Source organism: Sphingobacterium athyrii (genome assembly GCF_003071065.1).
In the GTDB taxonomy this organism is placed as follows: domain Bacteria; phylum Bacteroidota; class Bacteroidia; order Sphingobacteriales; family Sphingobacteriaceae; genus Sphingobacterium; species Sphingobacterium athyrii.
This window is the reverse complement of the sequence record NZ_QCXX01000007.1, coordinates 137,319-161,341: the sequence shown is the minus strand read 5'-3', so window position 1 is coordinate 161,341 and position 24,023 is coordinate 137,319. Positions and strand designations below refer to the sequence as shown.

The following is a 24,023-nucleotide window of genomic DNA, read 5'->3' as shown; positions in this document are numbered from 1 at the left end:
TTTTGAATTAAGGTTGTTTAATAATTTTTTGAACAGCTTTTTTGAACAGATTGCGGAGATGTTACCACCATCTCCGTATTTTTATTGTACTAACTTCTTATCATAGGCGATTAATTATTTTTGTTTTTTGATTTAACAGTAAGATGATTGCCATCAAGGATAAAATCAAGGTTAGCAACTGTGGAGAGCATTTTAAGTACGCCACTTAAATTACTGTTGCGATCCATACTACCACTATATCGACCGCCCGGTAAATTTCCGGCTATGCTGACCTTCAGATCATACCAATTACTTACATCTTGCAATATTTTACCCAATGATTCATCTTTAAAATAAAAATATCCTTCTTTCCATGCCGTCGCGCCTTCGATATCTACTGCTTGGATTTGGAGCTTATTTTTTGCGTCTATAAATGCTTTTTCCCCCGGCGTCATGATGATTCGCTGATCGTGATATGTCAGTTGGACGGATCCCTCGATCAGTGTCGTGGATATATGCTTGGTTTGATAAGCACGTACATTGAAGGATGTTCCTAAGACTGAAATATTAAGATCTCCAGTTTGGACTTTAAATGGACGTTTTTTATCTTTTTGTACTTTAAAGAAAGCTTCTCCTTCCACTTTGACGGATCGCTCATTTGCTGGAAAACGATTGGGGAAATAGAGTTTGGAATTGGCGTTTACCCACACTGTCGATCCATCAGGCAACTGTATTTCAAAGGTTCCGGCTTTAGGAACTTCAAGGACGTTCCACTGAATCGTTTCTTCGACAGGGCTTCCACCGTACACCAACTTTCCGTTGTCGTAATTGAGATTGGCCGTACTGTTTTTTTTATTGTCGGTCCCTTGTTGGTCAAAGTTTAACTTTTCGCCATTATATAGCGTAAGACGTGCCTGGTTTTTTCCTGGACGAATTTCCTGAGTACGTGTTTTTTCAGCTTGTTGTATTGTATCTTTCTGTATAGCTGGTTTGTATTGCCAAAGTACGGCCAAGATACAAAGGATTAACGCGGCGGCGGCTGAAACAAATCGCCATATTCTTTGTGTTTTTCGTTTTTGTTTTTCTACTGCTTGATATTTCAACATGGTCATTGCCATTTTCTTATCAACGGCGCAAACGATCGATCCAACAGCTTGGGGGGACGTTTCGAATTGCTGTACCGCAAGCTGTTGTTCAATCAGATTGCGCAGATTATCTAGGCTTGTTGGCGAATCAAAATGCTGCATCAGCTGCTCAATGTCTTCGGGCGAACAGCGATTGGCAATAAAATCCTCAAACAGATTATTCAAATTTTTCTTTTCCAAGGGACTCGTTTTATATCTATTACGTGTTAGCGTAAAAAAGTCACTACATGAAATTTATTTTTTTTTTATTTTTTTCGTAAGGATTATTTAATCCATATTAGGAGCAGGAAGTAGGGGAGGTTTACAGGATTCTGTAAAAATAATAGTATCTTTTTGTTAGCGCGATTTAGGTGGTTGCTAATCGTATTTGGAGATATTTGCAAAAGATTGGAGACTTCTTCATAGCTACGGCCTTCAATTTTGCACAATTGGAAAACTGTTCTGCACTTAGGGGGGAGTTCCGTCAAAGCTTTATCTATCAGTTCCTTTCTGTATTTATTTTCCAATAACTCATCAATATGTTGATAAACAGTTTCTTGTATAGAAATGAGGTGTTTTTGGTAATTTCTATCCTTGCTGATTTTTCGATAAAAGTCTGCTACCATATTGGCTGCTATGCGGTAAAGATAACCTTCGAAGGAACGTGCGGGATCAATCTTTGTTCTATTTTCCCAAACTTTAACAAAAACATCATGGAGGATATCTTCGGCAATATCGGACGTTTTTACGAGTTTAAGAAGATTGCCAGCTAACTGATGTTTGTAGGTATTGTACAACCATTCAAAAGCGATCATTTCACCTGCATTTAAGCGAATAATCCATGCGGTATAATTCAGATCTTCAGCTTTACTCTTCATTTCGTGAAACTATTGGTTATACATGAATTGGTTGTTAACAGAATGTAATCAGATTGTTTATATCCCGTCTTTGGCTAATAAACACTCCTAAAAGGCATATCATTAGCTCAAGTGTATTTACGTTACAATATTAGTAAATTATAAATGAAGTTAACAAATATCTTTTAAAGGGAATGGAACTATAGGCTATTTAACAGCTGTATGATACAGCTTTTTTGAAGTACTTAAAGATACTAACGTGAGTCCATCGCTTTGCTTAGAACTCACGTTAGCACATCGTGTTGTCTTACCCTTTTATTGATTTTATAAAGTCAGGGATCTGATCCATATAATCTTTTTCTCCGAGTCTTTTTACAAATGCACTGCCTATAATTGCTCCGGCAGTATGTTGACTTGCTTTCTGAAAAGCTTCTTTGTTTGAAATTCCGAATCCAACGATCAAGGGGTTTTTCAACTGAAGATCATGAATCCGCTTGAAATAAGCATTGGTATCTTCACTTACATCCAGCGTTTTTCCGGTTGTTGCATTGGAGGATAATAAGTAGATAAAACTATTGGATAGACTGTCTATTTTCCGGATGCGCTCTGTTGAGGTCTGCGGTGTAACGATGAAGATATTTGCAATACCGTTTTTTTCAAAAGTATCCTTATAAAGATCCTCGTATTCGTACATCGGTAGATCGGGTATAATAACGCCATTTACACCGACATTTTTGCATTCTTCACAAAATTTTTCTACGCCGAATTGGATCACGGGATTGACATAGCCCATCAGAAAGACCGGGATCTGTACCTGGTTTCGTAGCTCGCGTAATTGATCAAATAATTTTTTGACAGTCATTCCGTTTGCCAGGGCAACTTCCGAACTGTGTTGAATGACAGGTCCGTCCGCGACAGGATCGGAATATGGAAAGCCGATTTCCAGAAAATCAGCACCGGCTTCTTCCAATTTTTTAGCGATGCGGACAGTACTATCCAACTCGGGATACCCAGCTGTAAAATATATAGATAGAAGGGGTTTGCCTTCTTTTTTTTCAATTGTAGTCATGCTTTAAAAATCAAAGTATTTCATATAGTTATCGAGATCCTTATCGCCGCGCCCTGATAGACAAACCACAACGGTTTCATCACCTTTGAAAGGGATTTTACCCAAATAGGCAAGTGCATGTGAACTTTCGATCGCGGGAATGATACCTTCTAGTCGAGTGAGTTCCAATCCTGCACGCATAGCTTCATCATCTGTTATACTAACGTATTTTCCTCTTCCAGATTTAAACAGCCAAGCGTGTTGTGGGCCGATACCGGGATAATCAAGACCGGCAGAGATTGAATAAGGTTCAGTTACTTGACCGTCATCGGTTTGCATTAATATGGATCGGCTACCATGCAAAACACCCTCTTTTCCTAGCGCTGTAGTGGCTGCAGATTCACCGGAATCAACGCCATGTCCCGCCGCTTCTACGGCATATAACTGTACAGCTTCATCGTCCAGAAAGTGATAGAACATTCCTGCAGCATTGGATCCGCCACCGACACAGGCGAGTACGATATCCGGATTCTCTTTCCCTGTTTTTGTTAACAGCTGCTTTTTCGTTTCCTCGGAGATAATGGATTGAAATCGGGCAACCATATCGGGATAAGGGTGTGGACCTACGACAGAGCCGATAATGTAATGCGTATCGACAGGATTATTGATCCAATCGCGCAAAGCTTCATTTGTCGCATCTTTGAGTGTTTTTGAACCAGATGTTGCGGCAATGACTTCCGCACCCATCATTTTCATTCGCGCAACATTAGGTGCCTGTCTTTGAATGTCAATTTCTCCCATATAGACGGCACATTGTATCCCCTTTAATGCGCAAACAGTAGCTGTAGCTACACCATGTTGTCCAGCACCTGTTTCTGCAATAATGCGTTTTTTTCCGAGACGTTCGGCCAATAGAATCTGTCCGATGGTATTGTTGATCTTATGTGCACCTGTATGATTGAGATCTTCCCGTTTGAGATAAATCGTTGTGCCATATTTTTCAGACAGTCGTTTTGCATGATACAATGGGGAGGGGCGTCCCACATAGTCACTGAGTAGTTGGTTAAATTCCTCCTGAAAACTTTTCTCTTCGATTATCTTGAGATATTCTTCCCGTAGCTCTTTTACATTGGGATAGAGCATTTCGGGGATATAGGCACCACCAAATGGACCATAATACCCTTTTTCATTGACTTGATATATACTCATTTCTTAATACTATTTATGCTGTGGGCCAAAAGATTAATATCTTTTAATCCTGGTTCTACTTCAAATTTTGAATTGAGATCCAAGGCATATAACCTGGGATCATTTGCTTGTAAAGCGTCTTTAATATTGTCCGCATTTAATCCGCCACTGAGGAAATAGGGGCAATCAAGTTTGTACTGATGGAGCAAAGACCAGTCAAATTGTAGACCGGTACCACCGTGGGAATTACTTTTGGTATCAAATAAAAAATAATCAATTACACCCACATAAGCATCCAATACTGACCAGTCAAAATGCGGGTCTATACCAAAGGCTTTGATCACGGTCACTGGTGTACATTGCTTAAGTTCTGCACAGAATTGAGGACTTTCATCGCCATGCAATTGAACTGCATCTAAGTCGAACTCTTCTATTTTACGATGTACCTCGGTAAGGTTTGCATTGACAAAAACACCAACTTTTATAATACCTTTGAGGCCTTTGATATAGTCTTGATTAGCATCGCCAACAAAACGTTTGGATTTTTCATAAAATATAAAACCGATGTAGTCAACAGCAAGGGCGGTCACTCCAACGATATTGTCGGGGTGCTTCATGCCACAAACTTTTATCTTGATTGCCATCTTATCGCTTTATTATTTTTTTGAAACTTGTGAGCGCCTTTCCTGTCATAAGTGATTCCTCAGCTTCATAGAAACAGTCGCCAAAAGATTTTTCAGGATGAAATGTTTTTATGGCAAATGCCGCATTTGTCAAAACAACATTGTTCTGCACATCTGTGCCTGTGTTGTTCAAGATGGACAAGAAGGTCTGGGCTGCTTCGGCGATGCTGTCACCACCGGCTAATTCCTGTGGAAGAACAGGAGTGAAGCCTAACTCCTCCATATTATAATAGTTTTCACCCTGATTGTTGATAACCTTGAAATCTCCGGTCATCGATATCTCGTCATAACCGTCCAGTGCATGGATAATAGAATATTGTTTGTTTGTATTTTGGTATAGATAGCCGTAAAGCCGGGCAAGTTCTAAGCTAAATACACCGACAGATTGAAACCTCGGATTGGCCGGATTTGTTAATGGTCCCAACATATTAAAGAATGTCTTTACCCCCAATGCGCGGCGTATAGGGGCCACTGTTTTCATGGCCGGGTGAAACAGCGGCGCGTGGAGGAAGCAAATATTAGCTTCATCAAGCTGTCGCTGTAACTCGGTTTTGTCATTACTGAATTGATACCCTAAATACTCCATTACGTTGGAGGAGCCGCAGCTCGATGATACACCTATATTGCCATGTTTTGCAACCTGATAACCTGCGCCAGCTGTCACAAAGGAAGCAATGGTAGAAATATTAAACGTATTTTTACCATCACCGCCAGTACCACATAAGTCGATCAAGTCATAGCCATCAAAATCCAGCTTGAGGCACAGATCGTACATGGCATCTCGAAATCCGCCAAGTTCTTCCACCCGAATACTGCGCATACCATAAGCTGTCATAAAAGCGGCGATCTGATGACTATCATATTTACCTTTGGCAATGTTCGTCAAAATCTCGTAAGCTTCTTGCCGCGAAAAGGTCTTGTATTCAAATAAATGGGCTAAAATTTCTTTCATAATATTTTTGTAAATAAAAAAGGGCTTACCTTATTCAGGCAAGCCCATCATATCTTGATGTATATATCAAATAATGCAATAGGTGTTTGCCACAACGTTATTCGTTGTGCCACCACCAAGCCTTATTTAATACAGTTATTATCATTTCCGTTTTTGTTATTACAAATATGGTTGATAGAATTCTAAAATGCAAGTGTTTTTATTGAAAAATTTTTAAGAAAGCAGTCTAAGCTTAAGATGGCTCATAAGTCCAGCCGAGTGAAATCCTGAAATAAGTCAAGTGTATTGTGCTTTTCCATATTGGAATAGGATGATCAACGGCAAACTAAGACGGGGATTTTAAAAAGATAAGATTGCCTGAAAAAACGAAGAGTATAACACATATGAAAGATTAATAGAATACAAAATGTGCTTTATTGTTTCCTTTGGAGACCAAGGTAAAGGAGGCAATTTTTTTGTCCCGAATAACAGCGGCAAAAACAAAACGCTTGAGATACCTCACGAAATATACTTGTTGCGGATCTATTCCTTCCAGATCAATATCGTAGGTTTCTTTCCGGCCAGCTGCTATAAAATTGATATATTCTAATTGACGGATATCTTTGCTTTGTACATTGATTCGGATTTCGTCTATGCTGGCCAAAAGATACTCCTGTTGGTCTTCATCGAGGTTTTTCGCCGTTAATATATCCTGACTTAAAATGATGTCAGTCGCCAGATCGGGATCATTTAGACGATGGACGAATTTTCTTAACACAGCAATATTTTCTGTCGCTGCAGGATTTTCCTGAGCGAACAGAGAAATAGATAGCATACAGCTTATGAACGTTAACAACAATAGATTTAGTTTTATCTTCATAAGCGTAAGACTGAACTTCATGGCAATGGATTAATTTTCTGAAAAAAAAACGCCTTTTGACTAAAGGCGTTTTTTATTTGCTAATATTCATCTTCATTGAAGAAGAAATCATCTTTTGTTGGATAATCGGGCCAAATTTCTTCAATATTTTCATATGGCTCACCATCATCCTCAAGAGATTGTAAGTTTTCAATCACCTCAACTGGTGCACCCGAACGAATAGCGTAATCGATTAATTCATCTTTTGTTGCTGGCCACGGTGCATCTTCTAGATGCGAAGCTAATTCTAATGTCCAATACATATAAAAACAATTTAAGTTCTCTATTTTCGCAAAACTATCATTTAATTTAACTTAAACAAGTAAATCAACTGTTATTTTTGTGTCAATAATATAAGTGTTTGATTTATAATGAAATAATATTTTTAAATATTCTCAAAGTCGCTCCCTTTTTCATTTAAGGCACTTAGCCGTGGTGACACGGACTTAATGTCAGCGTTGGGGTAATCGTTTTCAATTAGACCATCGCGCATGCGTACAATGCGATGAGCATGTAGCGCAATATCTTCTTCGTGAGTGACTAGAATAATGGTATTTCCTTTGGAATGAATCTCCTCGAGTAAACCCATGATTTCAATGGATGTCTTTGTATCAAGATTTCCCGTTGGTTCATCGGCTAATATAATCGAGGGATCATTAATCAGGGCCCGGGCTACAGCCACCCGCTGACGTTGTCCCCCTGAAAGCTCATTGGGTCTGTGGTCCATACGGTGTCCTAGTCCAACACTTTCTAATGCGCCCGTAGCTTTTTCTTCACGCTTGGCTTTATTGTATCCTGCATAGATTAAAGGGAGTGCCACATTCTCCAATGCAGTGCTTTTAGGAAGGAGATTAAATGTTTGAAATACAAAGCCGATCTCCTTATTTCTTACTTCAGCTAACTCGTCTTCCGACATGTCACTTACATTAATCCCATTCAGGATATATTCACCTCTACTGGGGGTATCCAAGCAACCCAGGATATTCATTAACGTGGATTTTCCGGATCCTGAAGGCCCCATAAGCGCTACAAATTCTCCTTTATGAATATTGAGCGTTACTGAGCTGAGTGCATGGATTGTCTCTGAGCCTATTTGGTATTCACGAGCAATATCCTTGATTTCGATTAATATCTTTCCTGACATATTTTTTGGACGTTCTCTGGTTGATGAAAATACGATTTATTCTTCATAATCCAATAGGAATGCATTTTGTCATAGACAATTTTCTCCAAGTCTGCGGCATTGTTGTCGTCAAAGTCTTTTGTTTCAATAGGTGAAAAAACATGGACCCTGACAATCCCCGGATGGGATCCCCTTTTGGCGCCATCATCAAAAAAGATATCCCAGGCGTTTTCAATGATAATGGGAACCACTGGCACATCGTTTTGTGCCGCAATACGAAAGGCCCCAGACTTAAACGCATGTATCTGAGGTGGAAATCCGTCATCTATTTTTCCTTCCGGAAAAATGACGACACTGCGGCCATTTTGGACAAGTTCGTTAGCACGTTGAAATGCCTTAAATGAAGATACTTTACTCCTCCGTGTGACAGGAATGTCTATGGTTTTGAAAAAAATACGGGTTACGGGATTTTTAAGAAGAGAGGCCTTCCCGATAAATGAAAACGGGACAGGACATAGATAGGTTAACGCTGTGATATCAAGCACTGAGGTATGGTTGGGACAAAGTACCATCGGTCTGTTCCAGTCCATTTTTGATTCATAGGTGACTTTAAAAAATACACCTGCCAATGCTGATCCCCCTATGGATACCCAACGTCGCATACGCGCAATCCGAGCATAGTTCTTTTTTGGATCCCGGGCCAAGAAATAGATATAGGGGAATAATACGATGAAAACAAGTAGAACGCTAATAAAATACCAGTAACGATGGAGTTTTTTGAGCAATAGAACCATACAATTCAACTAATTTTGACCTAAAGTAAAAAAAGAAAATGGATAATTAATTATCCATTTTCTTTTAGTCTATTGTAAAGCCATACTTTTTGTAGATCTGCTTGGCTGTGGGGGAGTCCATAAATTTTAAAAAATCATCTGCAGCCAGTGCATGTGGTGCATCTTTCAATTTTGCGGCCACATAGGTTGCTGTGGTATTCTGCGCATCAGGAATAGCTATGCCTTCAACAGGATGACCGATAAGCTTTTGGTAGACGACCTCTGAAGTCCAGACCGGAGCGACATCGGCTTGACTGTAGAGGATACGCATGGGGCTTTCGCGATGATGTATTTTTGTCAAATACGTACTGCCATCCTTTACCTTATCTTCCATGATCTTCTTGACCAGCTGTTCGCCACCTGCTTTTTTATAGGAAGCCTTAATCTGTTCACCTATGCCTTCCCATTGTGGGTTAGGCATGCTAATCCGTACATTTGCTCTTCCCAGATCATTTAACGTTTTGATATGAGCAGGGTTTCCTTGTGGGATCATCAAACAGATGTTGTTGTAGCAATAGGTTTGTGTATGGCTGAAATAATCGGCCATTTCATTAATTGCACGTTTGCTTGCAGTGTAGATATCGGGTTTGTGTGTAATGCGTAGATTGCCAATCGTGATGGATCCCCCTTTTATCTGTTTCGCCAGGATTCCCGGCGGCAATGTTTCGACAAAAATACGTTCATATTGTGGGTATTCTTTTTTGAAAGATGCCAGTAAATCATCCACGACCATAAACTGGTTGCCGGCAAAAAATACAGTGAGCTGTGGGTTTTCAATATCCCCGTACAGATCCGGAATATTGTCTATCCCAGGAACAGTAAAATTTAATGCTGATTCCGGCGGATTGTTCCAAGGGGGATCAAAACGATGTTCCTGCGCCTTGATTTTTGGAACGGTAAAGCATGCCAAGGCGAGACTTAACGTGATTAATTTTCTCATCATACTATGGTTTAACAATGACCCAACCTTCATTTGCCCTTAGGATCAATTCGCCATTCCCACTGGGAACATAACCGATGAAGTCAAATAACTCCTCCTTTGGGATATGTTTCTCTTCCAATGTATTTAAACACTGGGCGACAATAACACCTTTTTCGACGAGGTCCTGCAATGGTTTTTCATACTGGCTATTCTTTTTTAGATAGGCTTCGGTACCACCTGAAAAAGCCACTAGTTCAATTTGAAGATGTCCTTTCAGTCGCGGATCTTTCAGCACATTGTTGATATTGCGAATGGCTTTCTCGATTGTTTTTGGATCATTACTATCCAATTGATAGATTGCTTTATACATTTTTTTCTTGGCGACAGCACCGGTATACTGATGGTTGTTTAGCAATAATTTATTGCTTTGTGCTTTAGCTTGTATTGTTGTCATTGCTAAGAGGATGCACGCAATTGTCAGGTGTTTTTTCATCATATTAAAAATTATAAGGTCCATGTTTATGTTGTTCTAAACTAATATTGTCTGCGTAGGGGGGATAAGGACTATCTTTTGGCTTCTTTGCCAGATTCGGGTAATCAAATTCCTTGTTTGCTTTTTTTGGACGATCGAAAGAATTGATGTATGCCGCAACATCATAGGCTTCATCATCGCTGAGCTGTGGTGCTTCGTAGCTTGCTCCCAAGGGCATATTTGCTTTAATAAAACGTGTAGCAGTAAGCAATCGTGCCATACCAGCTCCATCGTTGTAGCTGTCTTTGCCCCAGAGTGGTGGATATAGATACCCTTTACCTGTAGATTGCGGCACCCCTTGTCCGTCTTTTCCATGACAGCTGGTACATTTGCCTTCAAAGACCAATCGACCATGTTTTAAATCCGCAGCACGATTTGGTATGTCCATTTTGACAAAGCCCTGACCGGTTAATCTTCCCTTATTGACCGTATTGATACTGATATTTTTTATATAGGTGACAATAGCACGCATTTCTTTGCCATTTTCTGGAATAGCGCGGCCGTTCATACTTCTTTCAAAACAGCCATTAATACGTTCTTCCAGAGATTCAACTTTGTTTTCCCGTCCGATATAGGTTGGAAAAACATTTGTGAGTCCAACATACGGGGCAGCGAAAGCTTTTGTTCCACCGTTGAGATGACAACTGCTGCATGCTAATTTATTTCCGATTTTTATTTCCCCGTCGTAAAAATAGTCATACGTGTTTTTGATCAGCTTCTCGCCGTAACTAGCCATTTCACCTTCTGGGTTGTCTTTGAAGGATACGGCTCTGAACTGTGATACATGTGTAATCAGAGAATCATTATCTGCAGCGAGCGAATCGGTCGATTGACCGGTGCGTTCATGCTTAAGTGGAAATACACAGAGTGTTGTACAGGTGATGAACAATGCGATAATGATCCAACTGAGCGCCTTTAGGTAATTTGTTAGTTTTTTGTATTCCATGCCTCTAATTCGTTTGTACAAATCTACCTGTCCATTAACAGCGATTAAAACGAAGTTTTTTTATGAGATATAACCAAATGTTATATCTTGAAATTTTGTTTCAGGCAGAACTGCAAGAATTGGTTTGGGGTACCGGCAAGACCTCCGTATACGTGCGTGAAATAGAAATAACGTTCAATAGACAGCTGGGGAATATCGACAATGGTCAATTGATTGTTCAGGACCTCCCGTTGAACCGTATGAATAGAAAGAAAGGCAAAACTATGGCGGCGGGCCAGGTATCCTTTTATACTTTCTGTTGATGGTAATATCATTTCTATCTGGATTTCTGAGAGACTGATACGTTGTTCTTTTAATGCATTTTCAACAATGGTACGTGTACCTGACCCCTGCTCACGAAGCACTAAAGGTAGACGTGTAATGTCCGAAAGAATAGGGTTTTTCAATTGTTTTAAAAGCGGGTTTTCACTATTCGTGACCAAGACGAGCTCATCTTTCATAAAGGGGATATATTTTAATGCCCTGTTGTCTGTAGAGCCCTCCGTGATACCCAGGTCCAATGTTTTGTCAATAAGCTGTTCTTCAATGCTACGGCTGTTGGATTGAAAAGACTGGATGCGGTTGTTTGGATATTGGGAAAGAAAGTCTGCCAGTAAGGTGGGAAGTACATATTGGGAGATTGTTGTGCTGGCTCCTAACACAAGGTTTCCCTTACGTCCCGTTTGTAGTTCTTGTATTTCCTGCCCTGCCTGATTGTAGAGATTGATAATCTGTTGGGCGTATTTATAGAGAATTTGCCCCGGTTCAGTCAGGTCGAGGTTATTTCCCTTCCTTTCAAAAAGAGGAACACCAAGTTTTTTTTCCAGTTCCTGAATGTTTTTGCTGACCGCAGGTTGCGAGATGAAAAGCGCCGAAGCGGTCTTGGTGAAATTAAGATGCTGAGCTGCAGTATAAAAAACGATGAGACGAAAATCAAAATCCATAAAACGATAAAGGGTTATTTCTAAAATTTAAAAATAACCCTTTATCTAATGAAAAACTAAATTATTTACTTAGTTCTGCGTAATATTTATGAAATAAAGGAATTGTAGAGATCCCCATGAGGTAATTTTCGATTCCATACTTCTCGTTTGGAGAATGCAGGTTGTCGCTGTCTAGTCCAAATCCAAGAAGCACTGTTTTTAATCCTAAAACGTCTTCAAATAAAGCGACAATTGGAATAGATCCACCGCCACGTGTAGGGATTGGTTTTACACCGAATGTTTCATGTAAAGCTTTTTCAGCGGCTTTATAGGCCACACTGTCTGTTGGTGTGACTACCGGTTCTCCACCGTGATGCGGTTTTACTTCTACTTTAACATAGTCTGGTGCAATACCCTCGAAGTGCTTTTTGAATAACTCGGTAATGCGTTCAGAATTTTGGTTTGGGACAAGACGCATGGAGATTTTAGCATTTGCTTTGGAAGGTAATACTGTTTTGGCACCTTCGCCGATATATCCGCCCCAGATACCATTGACCTCCAGGGTTGGACGGATTCCCGTACGTTCTAATGTTGTATATCCTTTCTCTCCCCAGATATTCTGAATACCCAAATCTGATTTGTATTCTTCAATATCAAATGGAGCTTCGTTCAATGCTTTGCGTTCTTCATCCGTTAATTCAACGACATCGTCATAAAATCCGGGAATTGCGATATGGTTGTTTTCATCGTGCAAGGAGGCGATAAGTTTTGCGAGAATCGTTGCTGGATTTGCTACAGCACCACCATATACGCCAGAGTGTAAATCCCGGTTTGGCCCCGTAACTTCGACCTCGACATAAGAAAGACCACGAAGGCCAGTCTCCAAAGACGGTTGCGCCATGCTGATCATGGATGTATCTGAGATCACGATAACATCTGCTTTAAGCCTTTCGGTGTTTTCCTTGACAAAGGTGCCTAAGTTGACTGAACCTACTTCCTCTTCACCTTCGATCATAAATTTGATGTTACATGCCAGCGCATTGTTTTTCATCATATATTCGAAAGCTTTTACGTGCATGTAAAATTGTCCTTTGTCATCTGCCGAACCCCGGGCATATATTTTACCATCACGGATAGTCGGTTCAAAAGGAGGGGTGTCCCACAACTCATATGGATCTGCTGGCTGTACATCATAGTGACCATAGGTCAGTACAGTCGGCAATGAAGGGTCAATAATTTTTTCGCCATAAACGATTGGATTACCAGCAGTGGCACAAACTTCTACCTTGTCGGCCCCTGCATCACGCAATTTCTGAGCAACAAATTCAGCCGTCTTCTGCACGTCACCCTTAAATTTAGGATCAGCACTGACCGAAGGTAAACGCAATAAATCAAACAACTCATCTAAAAAACGTTGCTTGTTTGCTTCTACATATTCTTTAATGTTTTGCATATTGTTTGTATTTGAAACAAATTTACACAAATCGGTACATTTAACTCAATTTGTTGTAACCTTTTCAGATTTGGTAGTGACTAATGTTAAAATTAAATCAAATTATTATGGGAAAAGAGCAAATGGCAGCAATTCTAGGGATAGGATTGTTTGCATGTGTTACACTTAGCGTCTATTTTATTATGCGTTACCGCAGCACAGCAATCAATATCCCCGGAGAGGAAAGAAGAAGGCAACCCGCTGATTGACAAAAGCCGGGGATTCTGGTATTGGGAATAGGCATTGGATTATTTATTGTGGGCATATTACAAAACTATGTGAGTGCTGGTTTGCCTGATTCACTCGCAGTCGCAATTTTGATCAGACATGGACTTTTTATTTCTTTTCAATTAGAGTCGGGGCAGCCGGGGAAATTTTTTTAGAAATAAAATTAAATTTACTGTAACAAAACATTGGTTTTATCTACTAATGTTATATTGATATTAAAATACTATCCAACAATTTTATGAAAAGAGTTTTGCAAATTCTCTTATTTTTCGTTTTCGGAGTTCATGGAATAGTGCACGCACAGTCCAAAATTATTGCCGGAAAAATAAGTGATGTAAAGGATCAAGTCAAATTATCTGATGCAACAGTTATGTTGCTTACCGCTAAAGATTCCATATTGACAGGTTTTACGAGATCAGATGAAAACGGACTTTTTTCTTTATCCAAGCCAGATACAGGATCCTATCTGTTGATCGTCAGTTATCCCAAATACGGTGATTACTATACAGAGATTTCTAAAGACAGGGATTATTCCAAGTTAGCTGTTGGGCTGACCAAAACGGCCACTTTATTGGAGGAAGTTATTGTTACTGGTCGAATTCCCATTACTATAAAAGGGGATACCACAGAGTATGACGCCGGTAGTTTTAAAGTAGAGAAAAATGCAAAGGTTGAAGATTTGTTGAAAGTCTTGCCGGGGATTACTGTCGATGCGTCCGGAAAAATTACTGCACAGGGTAAAACGGTCAAAAAGGTTCTCGTAGATGGCGAGGAATTTTTCGGTGATGACCCGACGCTGGTCACCCGCAATATTCGATCGGATATGGTTGATAAGGTGCAGGTGTATGAAAAGAAGTCTGAGCAAGCCGAACGAACGGGAGTAGATGACGGACAGCGCGAACAGACCATTAATGTCAAATTAAAAGATGGTGCCAAAAATGGAATGTTCGGAAAAGCCTTACTCGGAGGCGGTACCAGTGATTATTATATGGGACAGTTGATGTTAAACAAATTCAAGGGATCTCAAAAGATCTCCGTTTATGGTCTTTTTGGAAATAATGGGACGACAAGCATGAACTGGCAGGATGCACAGAAATATGGTGGTGATTCAGGCGTTTCATACGGGGATGACGGATCCATGTCCTGGTCTAATTTTACGGATCCTTTTTCAGGGCAGGGTGTAATCGGTATACCCCGTGCGATCAATTCGGGGGTCAATTTTTCAGATAAATTCAACAAGGATAAACACAACGTCAATATCAACTATAAATATGGAAGACTAAGCAGTGATGGGGATGATGAGACAATTAGTACGGGGCTGATCAATAATAAGTCAACTAAATCCGTAGATACAGAAAACGATCAGCATCGTGCCAATTTAAAATATGATCTAAATTTTGATTCATTAAATACCTTGACCATCCGAGGCGGAGCTTCCCGTAAAAATCTTTGGTCGGACAACAAACGTGAAGCCTATCAGTTTACCCAGAATATGGATACAACCGTCGCTGAAAACACCCGTGAGACCATCAAGAATACGGTTAACGAGTTGAATTTTAGCACTTATTTTACGCATAAATTTAAGAAAAAAGGACGTTCCTTTACATTTGACGGTCAATTCAAGCGAAGTGAAATGATAGGAGACGGTCATCTATCCTCAACTGTTGAAAATTATGCTCAAAAAGATTCCGCAGGGCATAGACAGATTGACAGGACAGATCAACGCAAGGAACGCAATAATAAAAATGATGTGCTGGGTGCTTCGGTATCCTATACAGAGCCTCTATCGAAAGTTTGGAATCTAGTTGTCGGAACTGGAATAGAAAGTAGCAATAACTCCTCCCGTGTTGAATCATTCAATAAAGGTGCTGACGGGAAATATGATGATCTGGACAGTCGTTTTAGTAACAATTATGATTTTGATAGACGGAGCAGCAGATATAAATTAGCCATCGTGCATACCACTGATAAGTTCAAGTTCACTGTTGCCAATAATTTTAATAATGATAAACTGAAACAATATAATTATTATAGTCAAGAAGGGCTTTCCAGAGTTTATTTTACTTATAATCCCAATGTGAGTGCCGGATATTCCTTCACAAAGACCAAAGGGTTATGGATGAATTACACAGGAAAGAACCAATTACCTTCCATGAGTCAGATTCAGCCTATTCTCGATAATTCGGATCAGATCAACAGGTATTTGGGAAATGAAAATTTAAAACCTTCTTTTAGAAACTCCTTAAATATCAATTATAACTCATTTCGAATTTTGACAGGAAGTTATGTCTATGTGGGCGGGAATATCACTTTGGATAAAAATCCGATCACACAAAATATTGATACTGTAAAAGGTCTCAATATCTACACCTGGAATAATGTAAAAGGTAAAACAAATACCTCCGTGAATATCTGGTCTGGATACCATTTCAAATTGAGCAAAAAATTGGGCTTGTCCAATTCGCCACAGTTCTACCTGAATATGAGTGATAACTATAATCTATTCAATCAGCAATTAAACAAGGTCAACACAACGAATTTCAATTTTACGTACAACTTTAAAAGAGATACAAAGACTGGATTGAATTTCGATTTAAACTTCAGCCCACAATATCGCTTAATGAAATCCAGCCTGGAACGTAACACGAATAGTAATGGCTTTGTATTTGGATCAAATGGTAGTGTTGAATATTTTATCAATAAAACCTTTAAAGTATATACAAACTATAGCTATACCTACGAGGCAGCGACGAAGGCTTTTGATGAAAAATTTGAGCAATTCCTGTTGCATCCCGGAGTAAGTAAAAAGTTCCTGAAGAATGAATCTCTGATGTTGGATTTTATGATCAACGATGTACTTAATCAAAATAAAGGTTTTAGCCGTTCGGCATCAACATCAATTTTTACACAGCGACGTTATGATACGATCCGTAGATATTATATGCTCAAGTTATCCTGGGATTTCACAAAAATGTTTTTATAAAATTTAAGATAAATACCATGTTAAAATATATCGTTTTTTTCTTTTTTTGTTGTACAGTTCTAAGTCTCAAGGCGCAGTACACGCTATTCGGAAGGTCCGGGAGCATTTCCTATGATAAAACCATGTACATGAAGAATATTGTGGGTAAAAAGTTTTTGGCGAAGGCTGATGATAAATCAAAAATATTTTTTGAACAGATGTTACCCAAACTTCCTGAAAATGCCGTACTGAAAAAGACCCTAAAATTCAATGCCAATGAAACCTTGTTTGAACCAGTCAAAGATGATAATCTGGATCAGATGGTCAAGCAATACATCATGATGTTGGCATTGGACTTTGAAGGGATTACTTTGTCCAATATGACGACCCGCTCTTTTCTAAGGTATAATGATATCGTTGGTGAAAAGATTATTGTCGAAGACACGATGAAACGTATCAAATGGAAAATTACTGACGAGTATCGGGAAATCGCGGGATACAATTGCCGGAGAGCCAATGGGCTTACAGCTGACTCGATTTATGTAATCGGCTATTATTGTAACGAGATTCCAATCAGTGGCGGACCTGAATCCATCAACGGTCTTCCCGGGATGATCTTGGGCTTGGTGGTGCCCAGCCAGCATGTTTCCTATTTTGCCACGAAAGTCGAATTGAGCAATGATGTAATCATGGATAAAAAAAGGTTCGAAAAAAGTAAAGTGAAACGGATGACTAGAAAGACAATGACCGATCAGATTTCGAGCGTTTTATCACAGCACATGAATAAAGAAACTGTTCAGTTTATCATGGAATTGGGCAATTTGTAAAGACGCATCGAGCATAAGTGTGTTTAATTTGTCAGGTACTAAAGTGCCTTACTAAGAAAGGGCTACCCAAGGATAGCCCTTTCTTAGTAGGAAAAAGTGAAATCTATGTTGATCGGGGTAACTTTATGCGAAATTTAGCTGCTATACAATAGGCTAAAAGCGACTTAGCATGTTTATTTTTATAATTTTTTCATTACATGGTTATTTTTTTTAAAACCGAAGTGAAAAATAATAGTGGCAAAATTGTAGTTTTGCCTGCTAATACAATTTATCATTATATACCATTCAATAAATTTTATGAAAAGCCTGTGGTTACCACTTTTACTTTTCCTACTATGCTCCTGCGGAATAGTTCAAGCACAATCCAAAATTGAGGGAAAGATTAACGACGTAAAGGATCAGCTAAAGTTACAAAAAGCAACGATCATGTTGTTGACAGCCAAAGATTCGATACTAACAGATTTTACCCGCTCTGATGAGGGCGGAAAATTCTCTTTGGCTAAACCAGATACCGGACAATATATTCTTATCGTTACCTATCCAAAATATGGTGAATATTATGCGGATATCTTACCGGGGAAGGATTACACAAATTTGTCGATTGGACTGACAAGCAGTACGACTTTATTAGAGGAAGTGATCGTAACGGGACGGATCCCCATAACAATTAAAGGTGATACAACGGAATACGATGCCCGGAGTTTCAAGGTGGAGAAAAATGCAAAGGTTGAAGATCTTTTGAAAGTGCTGCCCGGGATCACCGTGGATGCTTCGGGGAAGATTACCGCACAGGGGAAAACGGTCGAAAAGATGCTTGTCGATGGCGAAGAGTTTTTTGGGGATGATCCGAAATTGGTGAGCCGAAATATCCGTTCGGATATGGTCGACAAGATTCAGGTCTATGAAAAGAAATCCGATAAAGCGGAGAAAACGGGCATTGATGATGGAGTACGTACGCAGACCATCAATGTAAAACTAAAAGAGGAAGCAAAACGTGGTATATTTGGGAAAGCCGATGCTGGTGTCGGAAATAATAAATTTTACCTTGGTCAGGGCTTTTTGAATTATTTCAATCAATCTTTTCGGATTTCAACTTATCTGATCGCAAGTAATACCGGAAAAACAGGGCTGAATGGTCAAGAGGCATCAAGTATAGGTGGTGATGGTGACGGTTCTGGAAATTTTGAGGGGGAAGGGGTTCCGAAGTCCTTAAATACGGGTTTTCTATATTCAGATAAAACAGCAAATAAAAAACATACGTGGCGTATTGACTATAAGTATAGTCAATCGAATGTAGATCTGGACAGAAGTGTATTCACAAGAAATGCAGCACGGGATACCATTCTGATCAGCAACAATAATACGACTGCTTCCAGCGACAATAAAAAACATAACTTCGGATTGAAATATGAATTTAAAATAGATTCTTTATCGGATCTGACCGTTTGGGCTGGTGCGAACCGGAGAAGGGATATTAGCTCATCAGCAACGATCTCAACGACCTTTAACCAATTTGATCAACAGATTAATGGCAATACCCGAAATTTTAAGAATGATACTGAGTCAGAACAGTATAATACCTCGGCAATTTATGTAAGAAGATTTAAGAAAAAGGGGCGCTCATTAACATTTAGCTATGCAACATCAGGTAACAAGCAGGATGGAAATCAGCAGCTATATTCCAATCTAAGCTATTACAAGGATGGTGATTCCGTCGGCAATACGATTTTAGATCAAGAGAAGGTGATTACAAATAAATCGTTTGCAATGGGGGGAGATGTATCTTACTCTGAACCCCTATCAAAGAAGCTTATTTTAGCGTTTGAGTACGGTATCAATTTTAACCGCGACAATAATTCGGTAAAATCATCTAACAAAAATCCTGTCACAGGTAAGTACGATGATCTGGATGAAGTTTATAGTAATGACTTTTTGTATAAGACCACGAAGAATACCTATAATCTTTCGGTCAACTATAAACCGCTGGAAAAATTTGTTATTAATATTGCAAATAGATTTGAAAATAGCGATTTGTCGCAGTTAAACCGAGCGGATAATGCACATCTGTCTAGGTCCTTTTTTGTTTATAATCCTGTCTTGGATTTAAATTATGAGATTAAAAAAAATAGGTCAATTTCAATGGTCTATAGAGGAACAAATGGATTACCTTCACTCAATCAGATTCAGCCACTACGGTCAAACCTTGACCCGTTGAATGAATATTTAGGAAATGAAAACTTAAAGCCATCTTATACCAATGAATTGAATTTAGGTTTTAGATCTTTTTCAATTCTTAAAGGTGAGTTTTATGGTATTTTCATCAATGCTTCCCGTACCAACAAAGCCTTGGTTCAAAATGCAACAATTGATTCTGTGGGTAAAACAACGTTTATCTGGGATAACTTAAATCACAATACCAATAATCAGATTAGCATCAGCCCTATGTATTATGGGATTCTGTGGAAAAAGTATCAATTGAGACACGGTGGAGGACCTACTATTTCCATTGGTAACAATTATAATTATGTGAACAATGTTTTGGCGAATGCGAAGTTTCAAACTTATTCAGTGAATTATGGGCTTCAAAAGTCCACAACAAAAGGGCTGGATTTTGAATTTGAAGTTTCGCCGGGCTATGTCATCCAGAGTAATTCAATTGGTATGATGGAAGACAGTAAAGGTTTTACATTATCTTCCAATGGAAGTCTTAAATATTTTCTTCCGGCCAAATTTGTATTGCGGACAGACTTCAACTATCGATATCAGGCACCGACGGCCGTGTATAGTAAAAAGTTCGAACGTTTTGTATTGAACCCTGCACTATCGAAAAAGTTTATGAAAGACGAGAAGCTTGAAGCAACCTTTATGGTTAATGATATATTGAATCAAAATATTGGCTTTGAACGAAATCAAAACGGCACTCTACTTACCGAGCGTCGATTTAATACAATCGGTAGGTATTATATGGTAAAACTAAGCTGGGAAATCAATAAGATGTTAGCCAAATCGAAATAAAATGAGAACGATAAAAAATATAATAACCCTATTTTTAGTCCTATTTTTTGGAAAAACGGCGGTAGGACAATACGCTTATTTCCCTGACCGGGGAACGATTACTTTTGAGAAAACCGTATTTCTTAAAAATTTGATCAAGCGTTATGGAGCCTATTCCAAAGATGAAGAGAGCCGTAATGCTTTCAAGGGATTGGGGGAAGCGGCTCCAGAAAATCAAGTGCTGAGAAAGACCTTGAAATTTTCTCCGGATGAAGTGCTGTATGAGCATATTGCTGAGGATTATCCCGAAGTCACACAGGGGTTGATGCGGATGGGGATTTTTGAATCTGGAATTAGCAGTTATCAGAACCTGAAAACAAAGGAATTCAAATCCATCTTCGAATTGGGAGGAGAACGGATCGTAATCGCTGATTCGACGCTAAAGATAAAATGGAAAATTACGAACGAGTACCGGGAGATCGCGGGGTATCAATGCCGGCGGGCAAACGGACTTGTGCTTGACTCGATCTATGCTGTAGCATTTTATACGGATCAGATTCCAGTATCTGGTGGACCGTCCGCATTCAATGGTTTACCTGGGATGATTTTGGGGTTGGCTGTTCCGGAGCTTCACTATAATATGTTCGCAACTAAAGTCGAACTGAGTCCAGTAACGATTTCTTCTGACAATCTTCTTAAGAAAAAAGACAAACCTTTGAATAGAAAGCAGGTTTACGACAAACTAAATGCTGTTGTGGGGGGCTATCTCGGCGTTAAGGTGTATAACCTTGTGATGGGCTGTTATTACTTGTAACCAGCCCCAGATCCACTAACACATAAAAAAAGGCCCTTCATTTGAAAGGCCTTTTTTATGTAAAAACTCAGGAAAGATTATTTTCCGCCGTTTTTCTTAGCAGTGACTTCGTTACGAATTTCTTGTGCTAAGGTTTTGATGTCTTGTAATCCTTTACGTACACGTGTACCAGCAGCAGAATTACCATTGTTGAAGAACTTGTCTGCATCAGCTTCGATAGAAGCTACTAACTCTTTTAATTTTACGTAGTTTTCCATTTTTTTATAATTATAATTTTAGTTTTTATGGTTTTTCCTAAACACTCCTTAAATATACAAAAACGAATCAAATAGAAAATAAATTTCGTTTTTTTTTATCGAAAAAGCTTAAAAAAAACTATTCAACAATCTTAAGTTCGTCAATAATGTTGGTTGCTCCTGCAAATTTATCAATGATAAATAAAACGTAGCGAATGTCAACTGAAATTGTACGTTGTAGCTTATGGTCGAAGATCACATCGCCGGCCATCGCCTCAATATTACCATCAAAAGCTAGGCCAATTAATTCACCATTGCCATTTATTACGGGAGAACCTGAGTTTCCGCCTGTTATGTCGTTGTCACTTAGGAAGTTTACTGGTAAATACCCTTTTTTGTCAGCATAACGCCCATAGTCCTTATTTTTGTACAGATCCATCAAACGTTGGGGCAAATCGAACTCTTCATCACCTTTTTTGTACTTCGCGACAGTACCTTTTAAAGTCGTGTAGAAGTTCTTGTCAGCGTCATTGCGCGGGTCTTGTGGCAAGCCTTTGATTGAACCATATGAAAGACGCAATGTGCTGTTTGCATCCGGATAGAACTTTCCTTTTGGATTGGAAGCCAACACACCGGCGACGTATTTACGGTAAGCCCCATCAAACTTGTCTTGCTCAACTTTTAAGCTCGGATCTTCCTGACGGTATTTACTGATCAATGCTGAAGATAACTTGTACAACGGATCGTTTGTCAAAATTTCAGCATTTGGATTCTCTAAATAATTGTTCAAACGCTCTGCAGAAGCGAAAATGCTGTTCTTTACGGATTCTTTGATGTAAGCGGTAAAATCATTATTGTTTTTAGCAGCCAACTCAGCAACATAAGGTGCAATATTCCCCGCTTTTTTTGCATATAGATTTAATTCGTCGATCAACACCTGTTCTTCCAAAGGCAGATACATTTTTTCATAGCCAGCATCGATCGCCGATTTTAAGCGAGGAAGAATATCTTTTCTCCGTGCTTCATCGCCTGCAGCATAAACTTCTAAGCCGGAGCCGATCGTGTACGGCAATGTCGCAATCGCACTGGAGCGAATCATTCCCATGAGATAGTTGTCATGTCTCGCTTTCTCGTTGGTTGCGGTATAGTAAGCATTAATTATTTTGATCACGTCTCCGTATTCCGCTTTGTTGGCGGCCTTGTTTGCCCATTTGTCAAATTTAACCTCATCTTTAGCTTTTGACGCTGCTGTTTTATGTAAGGTCAACGCGTCAATCATACCTTGGCGGTTTTTCCAATAATTGGCCACCTGAGAGTATTTCGACGCATAATTCAACTTAACTGCTTGATCTTGGTCCATGAATTTTTTCATGGCATCCATGCCCGTTTTGGAGGCCTCTACCCAAGCAGGATATGCAAATTTTACGTTTTGATTGATTCCACCCGAAGGCATCCAACGGTTTGTACGGCCGGGATAACCCAAGATCATTGCAAAATCGCCTTCTTGAATACCTTTTAAACTGACTGGTAAGAAATGTTTTGGTTTCAACGGAACGTTGTCCTGTGCATACTCCGCAGGGTTTCCGTTTCTGTCTGCATAGACACGGAAAATCGAAAAGTCGCCTGTGTGACGTGGCCATTCCCAGTTGTCAGTGTCTCCACCGAATTTACCGATGCTATTTGGTGGCGTTCCGACTAAACGTACATCGTTATAATCTTGGTACACAAAGTAATAATACTCATTACCTTGGTAGAAAGATTTTACCTCAACAACATACTTACCATTTTCGCTGTTCTCCTTTTGGATTTTAGCGATCTCAGCAGCGATAATTTTGTTGCGCTCATCCTCAGTCATTTTATTATTGACCAAACCTAAGATGCGTTTTGAAACATCATCCATTCGTACGAAGAAGCGGACAGATAGGGATTTTGGTTTCAATTCCTCGCTTTTTGTCTTTGCCCAGAAACCATTTGTCAAGTGGTCATTCTCAGGTGTGGACAATTCAGCAATTGCACCATAGCCGCAGTGGTGATTGGTGAATACCAACCCTTGGTCAGAAACAATCTCTGCGGTACAACCACCGCCAAATTGCACAATCGCATCTTTTAAACTCGAGTGGTTAATGCTGTAGATCTCTTCGGCGCTTAAACGAAGACCTTTTTTTTGCATATCAGCCTCATTCAGACGCTTTAGATACATTAAAAACCACATTCCCTCATCGGCAAATGCAGCAAAGCTTGTTGTTATCAGCAACAAACACATCCATAATTTTTTCATATCAACCTGATAAAAAGTTTGTTTATACCCTACAAAAATGCTTTAATTCTGTTAAAAACCAAAATATTAGACTTTATATTATGCTTTTTCCCAATTTTTATGTCAATTAAAAGTAAATGTGTACGGGAATGTCCATCGAGGAAAG

Annotated in this window: 22 protein-coding genes; 5 read left to right on the top strand and 17 right to left on the bottom strand. The window is 39.3% G+C overall.

The features are described from left to right. Window positions 1–110: 110 nt before the first annotated feature. The 15 genes from DCO56_RS22250 to DCO56_RS22180 form a co-directional block, all read right to left on the bottom strand. Window positions 111–1,304 (bottom strand): FecR family protein, encoded by a 1,194-nt coding sequence (locus tag DCO56_RS22250; RefSeq protein ID WP_108635932.1) that lies wholly within the window; start codon window positions 1,302–1,304, stop codon window positions 111–113. Between the two features lie 83 nt (window positions 1,305–1,387). Continuing rightward, window positions 1,388–1,981 carry an RNA polymerase sigma factor gene (locus DCO56_RS22245; protein WP_108635931.1) on the bottom strand — a complete coding sequence of 198 codons (594 nt, stop codon included), beginning with the start codon at window positions 1,979–1,981 and terminating at the stop codon, window positions 1,388–1,390. A 286-nt stretch (window positions 1,982–2,267) separates the two neighbouring features. Next, the gene (gene trpA, locus DCO56_RS22240; RefSeq protein WP_108635930.1) at window positions 2,268–3,029 is read right to left on the bottom strand and encodes a tryptophan synthase subunit alpha; all 762 of its coding nucleotides are present in this window, start codon (window positions 3,027–3,029) and stop codon (window positions 2,268–2,270) included. A gap of 3 nt (window positions 3,030–3,032) precedes the next feature. Next, a complete protein-coding gene (gene trpB, locus DCO56_RS22235) occupies window positions 3,033–4,217 on the bottom strand; it encodes a tryptophan synthase subunit beta (RefSeq protein ID WP_108635929.1) in 1,185 nt (394 codons plus the stop codon). Then, the gene (locus DCO56_RS22230; RefSeq protein WP_108635928.1) at window positions 4,214–4,840 is read right to left on the bottom strand and encodes a phosphoribosylanthranilate isomerase; all 627 of its coding nucleotides are present in this window, start codon (window positions 4,838–4,840) and stop codon (window positions 4,214–4,216) included. The genes trpB and DCO56_RS22230 overlap by 4 nt, the downstream gene beginning before the upstream one ends. A 1-nt stretch (window position 4,841) precedes the next feature. Continuing rightward, window positions 4,842–5,831: an anthranilate phosphoribosyltransferase gene (trpD, locus tag DCO56_RS22225; RefSeq protein ID WP_108635927.1), complete on the bottom strand. Its 990-nt coding sequence runs from the start codon at window positions 5,829–5,831 to the stop codon at window positions 4,842–4,844. A gap of 391 nt (window positions 5,832–6,222) precedes the next feature. After that, the gene (locus DCO56_RS22220) at window positions 6,223–6,690 is read right to left on the bottom strand and encodes a hypothetical protein (RefSeq protein WP_146191115.1); all 468 of its coding nucleotides are present in this window, start codon (window positions 6,688–6,690) and stop codon (window positions 6,223–6,225) included. A gap of 80 nt (window positions 6,691–6,770) precedes the next feature. Beyond that, window positions 6,771–6,992: a DUF2795 domain-containing protein gene (locus tag DCO56_RS22215; RefSeq protein WP_028072584.1), complete on the bottom strand. Its 222-nt coding sequence runs from the start codon at window positions 6,990–6,992 to the stop codon at window positions 6,771–6,773. Window positions 6,993–7,114: 122 nt separating this feature from the next. Continuing rightward, window positions 7,115–7,873 (bottom strand): ABC transporter ATP-binding protein, encoded by a 759-nt coding sequence (locus DCO56_RS22210; protein WP_108635925.1) that lies wholly within the window; start codon window positions 7,871–7,873, stop codon window positions 7,115–7,117. Next, complete coding sequence (locus DCO56_RS22205) at window positions 7,855–8,646, bottom strand: lysophospholipid acyltransferase family protein (RefSeq protein ID WP_108635924.1); 792 nt, start codon at window positions 8,644–8,646, stop codon at window positions 7,855–7,857. The genes DCO56_RS22210 and DCO56_RS22205 overlap by 19 nt, the downstream gene beginning before the upstream one ends. A gap of 64 nt (window positions 8,647–8,710) precedes the next feature. Next, on the bottom strand, window positions 8,711–9,628 hold the full coding sequence (locus DCO56_RS22200; RefSeq protein ID WP_245935897.1) for a substrate-binding domain-containing protein: 918 nt from the start codon (window positions 9,626–9,628) through the stop codon (window positions 8,711–8,713). A gap of 1 nt (window position 9,629) precedes the next feature. Next, on the bottom strand, window positions 9,630–10,103 hold the full coding sequence (locus DCO56_RS22195) for a DsrE family protein (protein ID WP_245935896.1): 474 nt from the start codon (window positions 10,101–10,103) through the stop codon (window positions 9,630–9,632). Window position 10,104: 1 nt separating this feature from the next. Further along, window positions 10,105–11,085: a c-type cytochrome gene (locus tag DCO56_RS22190; protein ID WP_108635922.1), complete on the bottom strand. Its 981-nt coding sequence runs from the start codon at window positions 11,083–11,085 to the stop codon at window positions 10,105–10,107. 80 nt (window positions 11,086–11,165) lie between these two features. Next, complete coding sequence (locus DCO56_RS22185; protein WP_108635921.1) at window positions 11,166–12,068, bottom strand: LysR family transcriptional regulator; 903 nt, start codon at window positions 12,066–12,068, stop codon at window positions 11,166–11,168. 61 nt (window positions 12,069–12,129) lie between these two features. After that, entirely contained in the window at window positions 12,130–13,500 is a 1,371-nt protein-coding gene (locus DCO56_RS22180; protein WP_108635920.1) for a dipeptidase, read from the bottom strand. 107 nt (window positions 13,501–13,607) lie between these two features. Between DCO56_RS22180 and DCO56_RS29380 the strand changes: the two genes are divergently transcribed. From DCO56_RS29380 to DCO56_RS22160, 5 genes are all read left to right on the top strand, one after another. Further along, window positions 13,608–13,748: a hypothetical protein gene (locus DCO56_RS29380; protein ID WP_165305657.1), complete on the top strand. Its 141-nt coding sequence runs from the start codon at window positions 13,608–13,610 to the stop codon at window positions 13,746–13,748. A 257-nt stretch (window positions 13,749–14,005) separates the two neighbouring features. Further along, the gene (locus tag DCO56_RS22175; protein WP_108635919.1) at window positions 14,006–16,750 is read left to right on the top strand and encodes an outer membrane beta-barrel protein; all 2,745 of its coding nucleotides are present in this window, start codon (window positions 14,006–14,008) and stop codon (window positions 16,748–16,750) included. A gap of 17 nt (window positions 16,751–16,767) precedes the next feature. Further along, window positions 16,768–17,556, top strand: coding sequence for a GLPGLI family protein (locus DCO56_RS22170; protein ID WP_108635918.1), 789 nt, complete (start codon window positions 16,768–16,770; stop codon window positions 17,554–17,556). A 297-nt stretch (window positions 17,557–17,853) separates the two neighbouring features. Continuing rightward, window positions 17,854–20,571, top strand: coding sequence for an outer membrane beta-barrel protein (locus DCO56_RS22165; RefSeq protein ID WP_108635917.1), 2,718 nt, complete (start codon window positions 17,854–17,856; stop codon window positions 20,569–20,571). Window position 20,572: 1 nt separating this feature from the next. Further along, complete coding sequence (locus tag DCO56_RS22160; RefSeq protein ID WP_108635916.1) at window positions 20,573–21,364, top strand: GLPGLI family protein; 792 nt, start codon at window positions 20,573–20,575, stop codon at window positions 21,362–21,364. A 77-nt stretch (window positions 21,365–21,441) separates the two neighbouring features. Here the strand turns inward: DCO56_RS22160 and DCO56_RS22155 are convergent, their stop codons facing one another. Further along, entirely contained in the window at window positions 21,442–21,621 is a 180-nt protein-coding gene (locus DCO56_RS22155; RefSeq protein ID WP_104384913.1) for a histone H1, read from the bottom strand. A gap of 118 nt (window positions 21,622–21,739) precedes the next feature. After that, window positions 21,740–23,878 carry a S46 family peptidase gene (locus tag DCO56_RS22150; protein WP_108635915.1) on the bottom strand — a complete coding sequence of 713 codons (2,139 nt, stop codon included), beginning with the start codon at window positions 23,876–23,878 and terminating at the stop codon, window positions 21,740–21,742. Window positions 23,879–24,023: the final 145 nt, after the last annotated feature.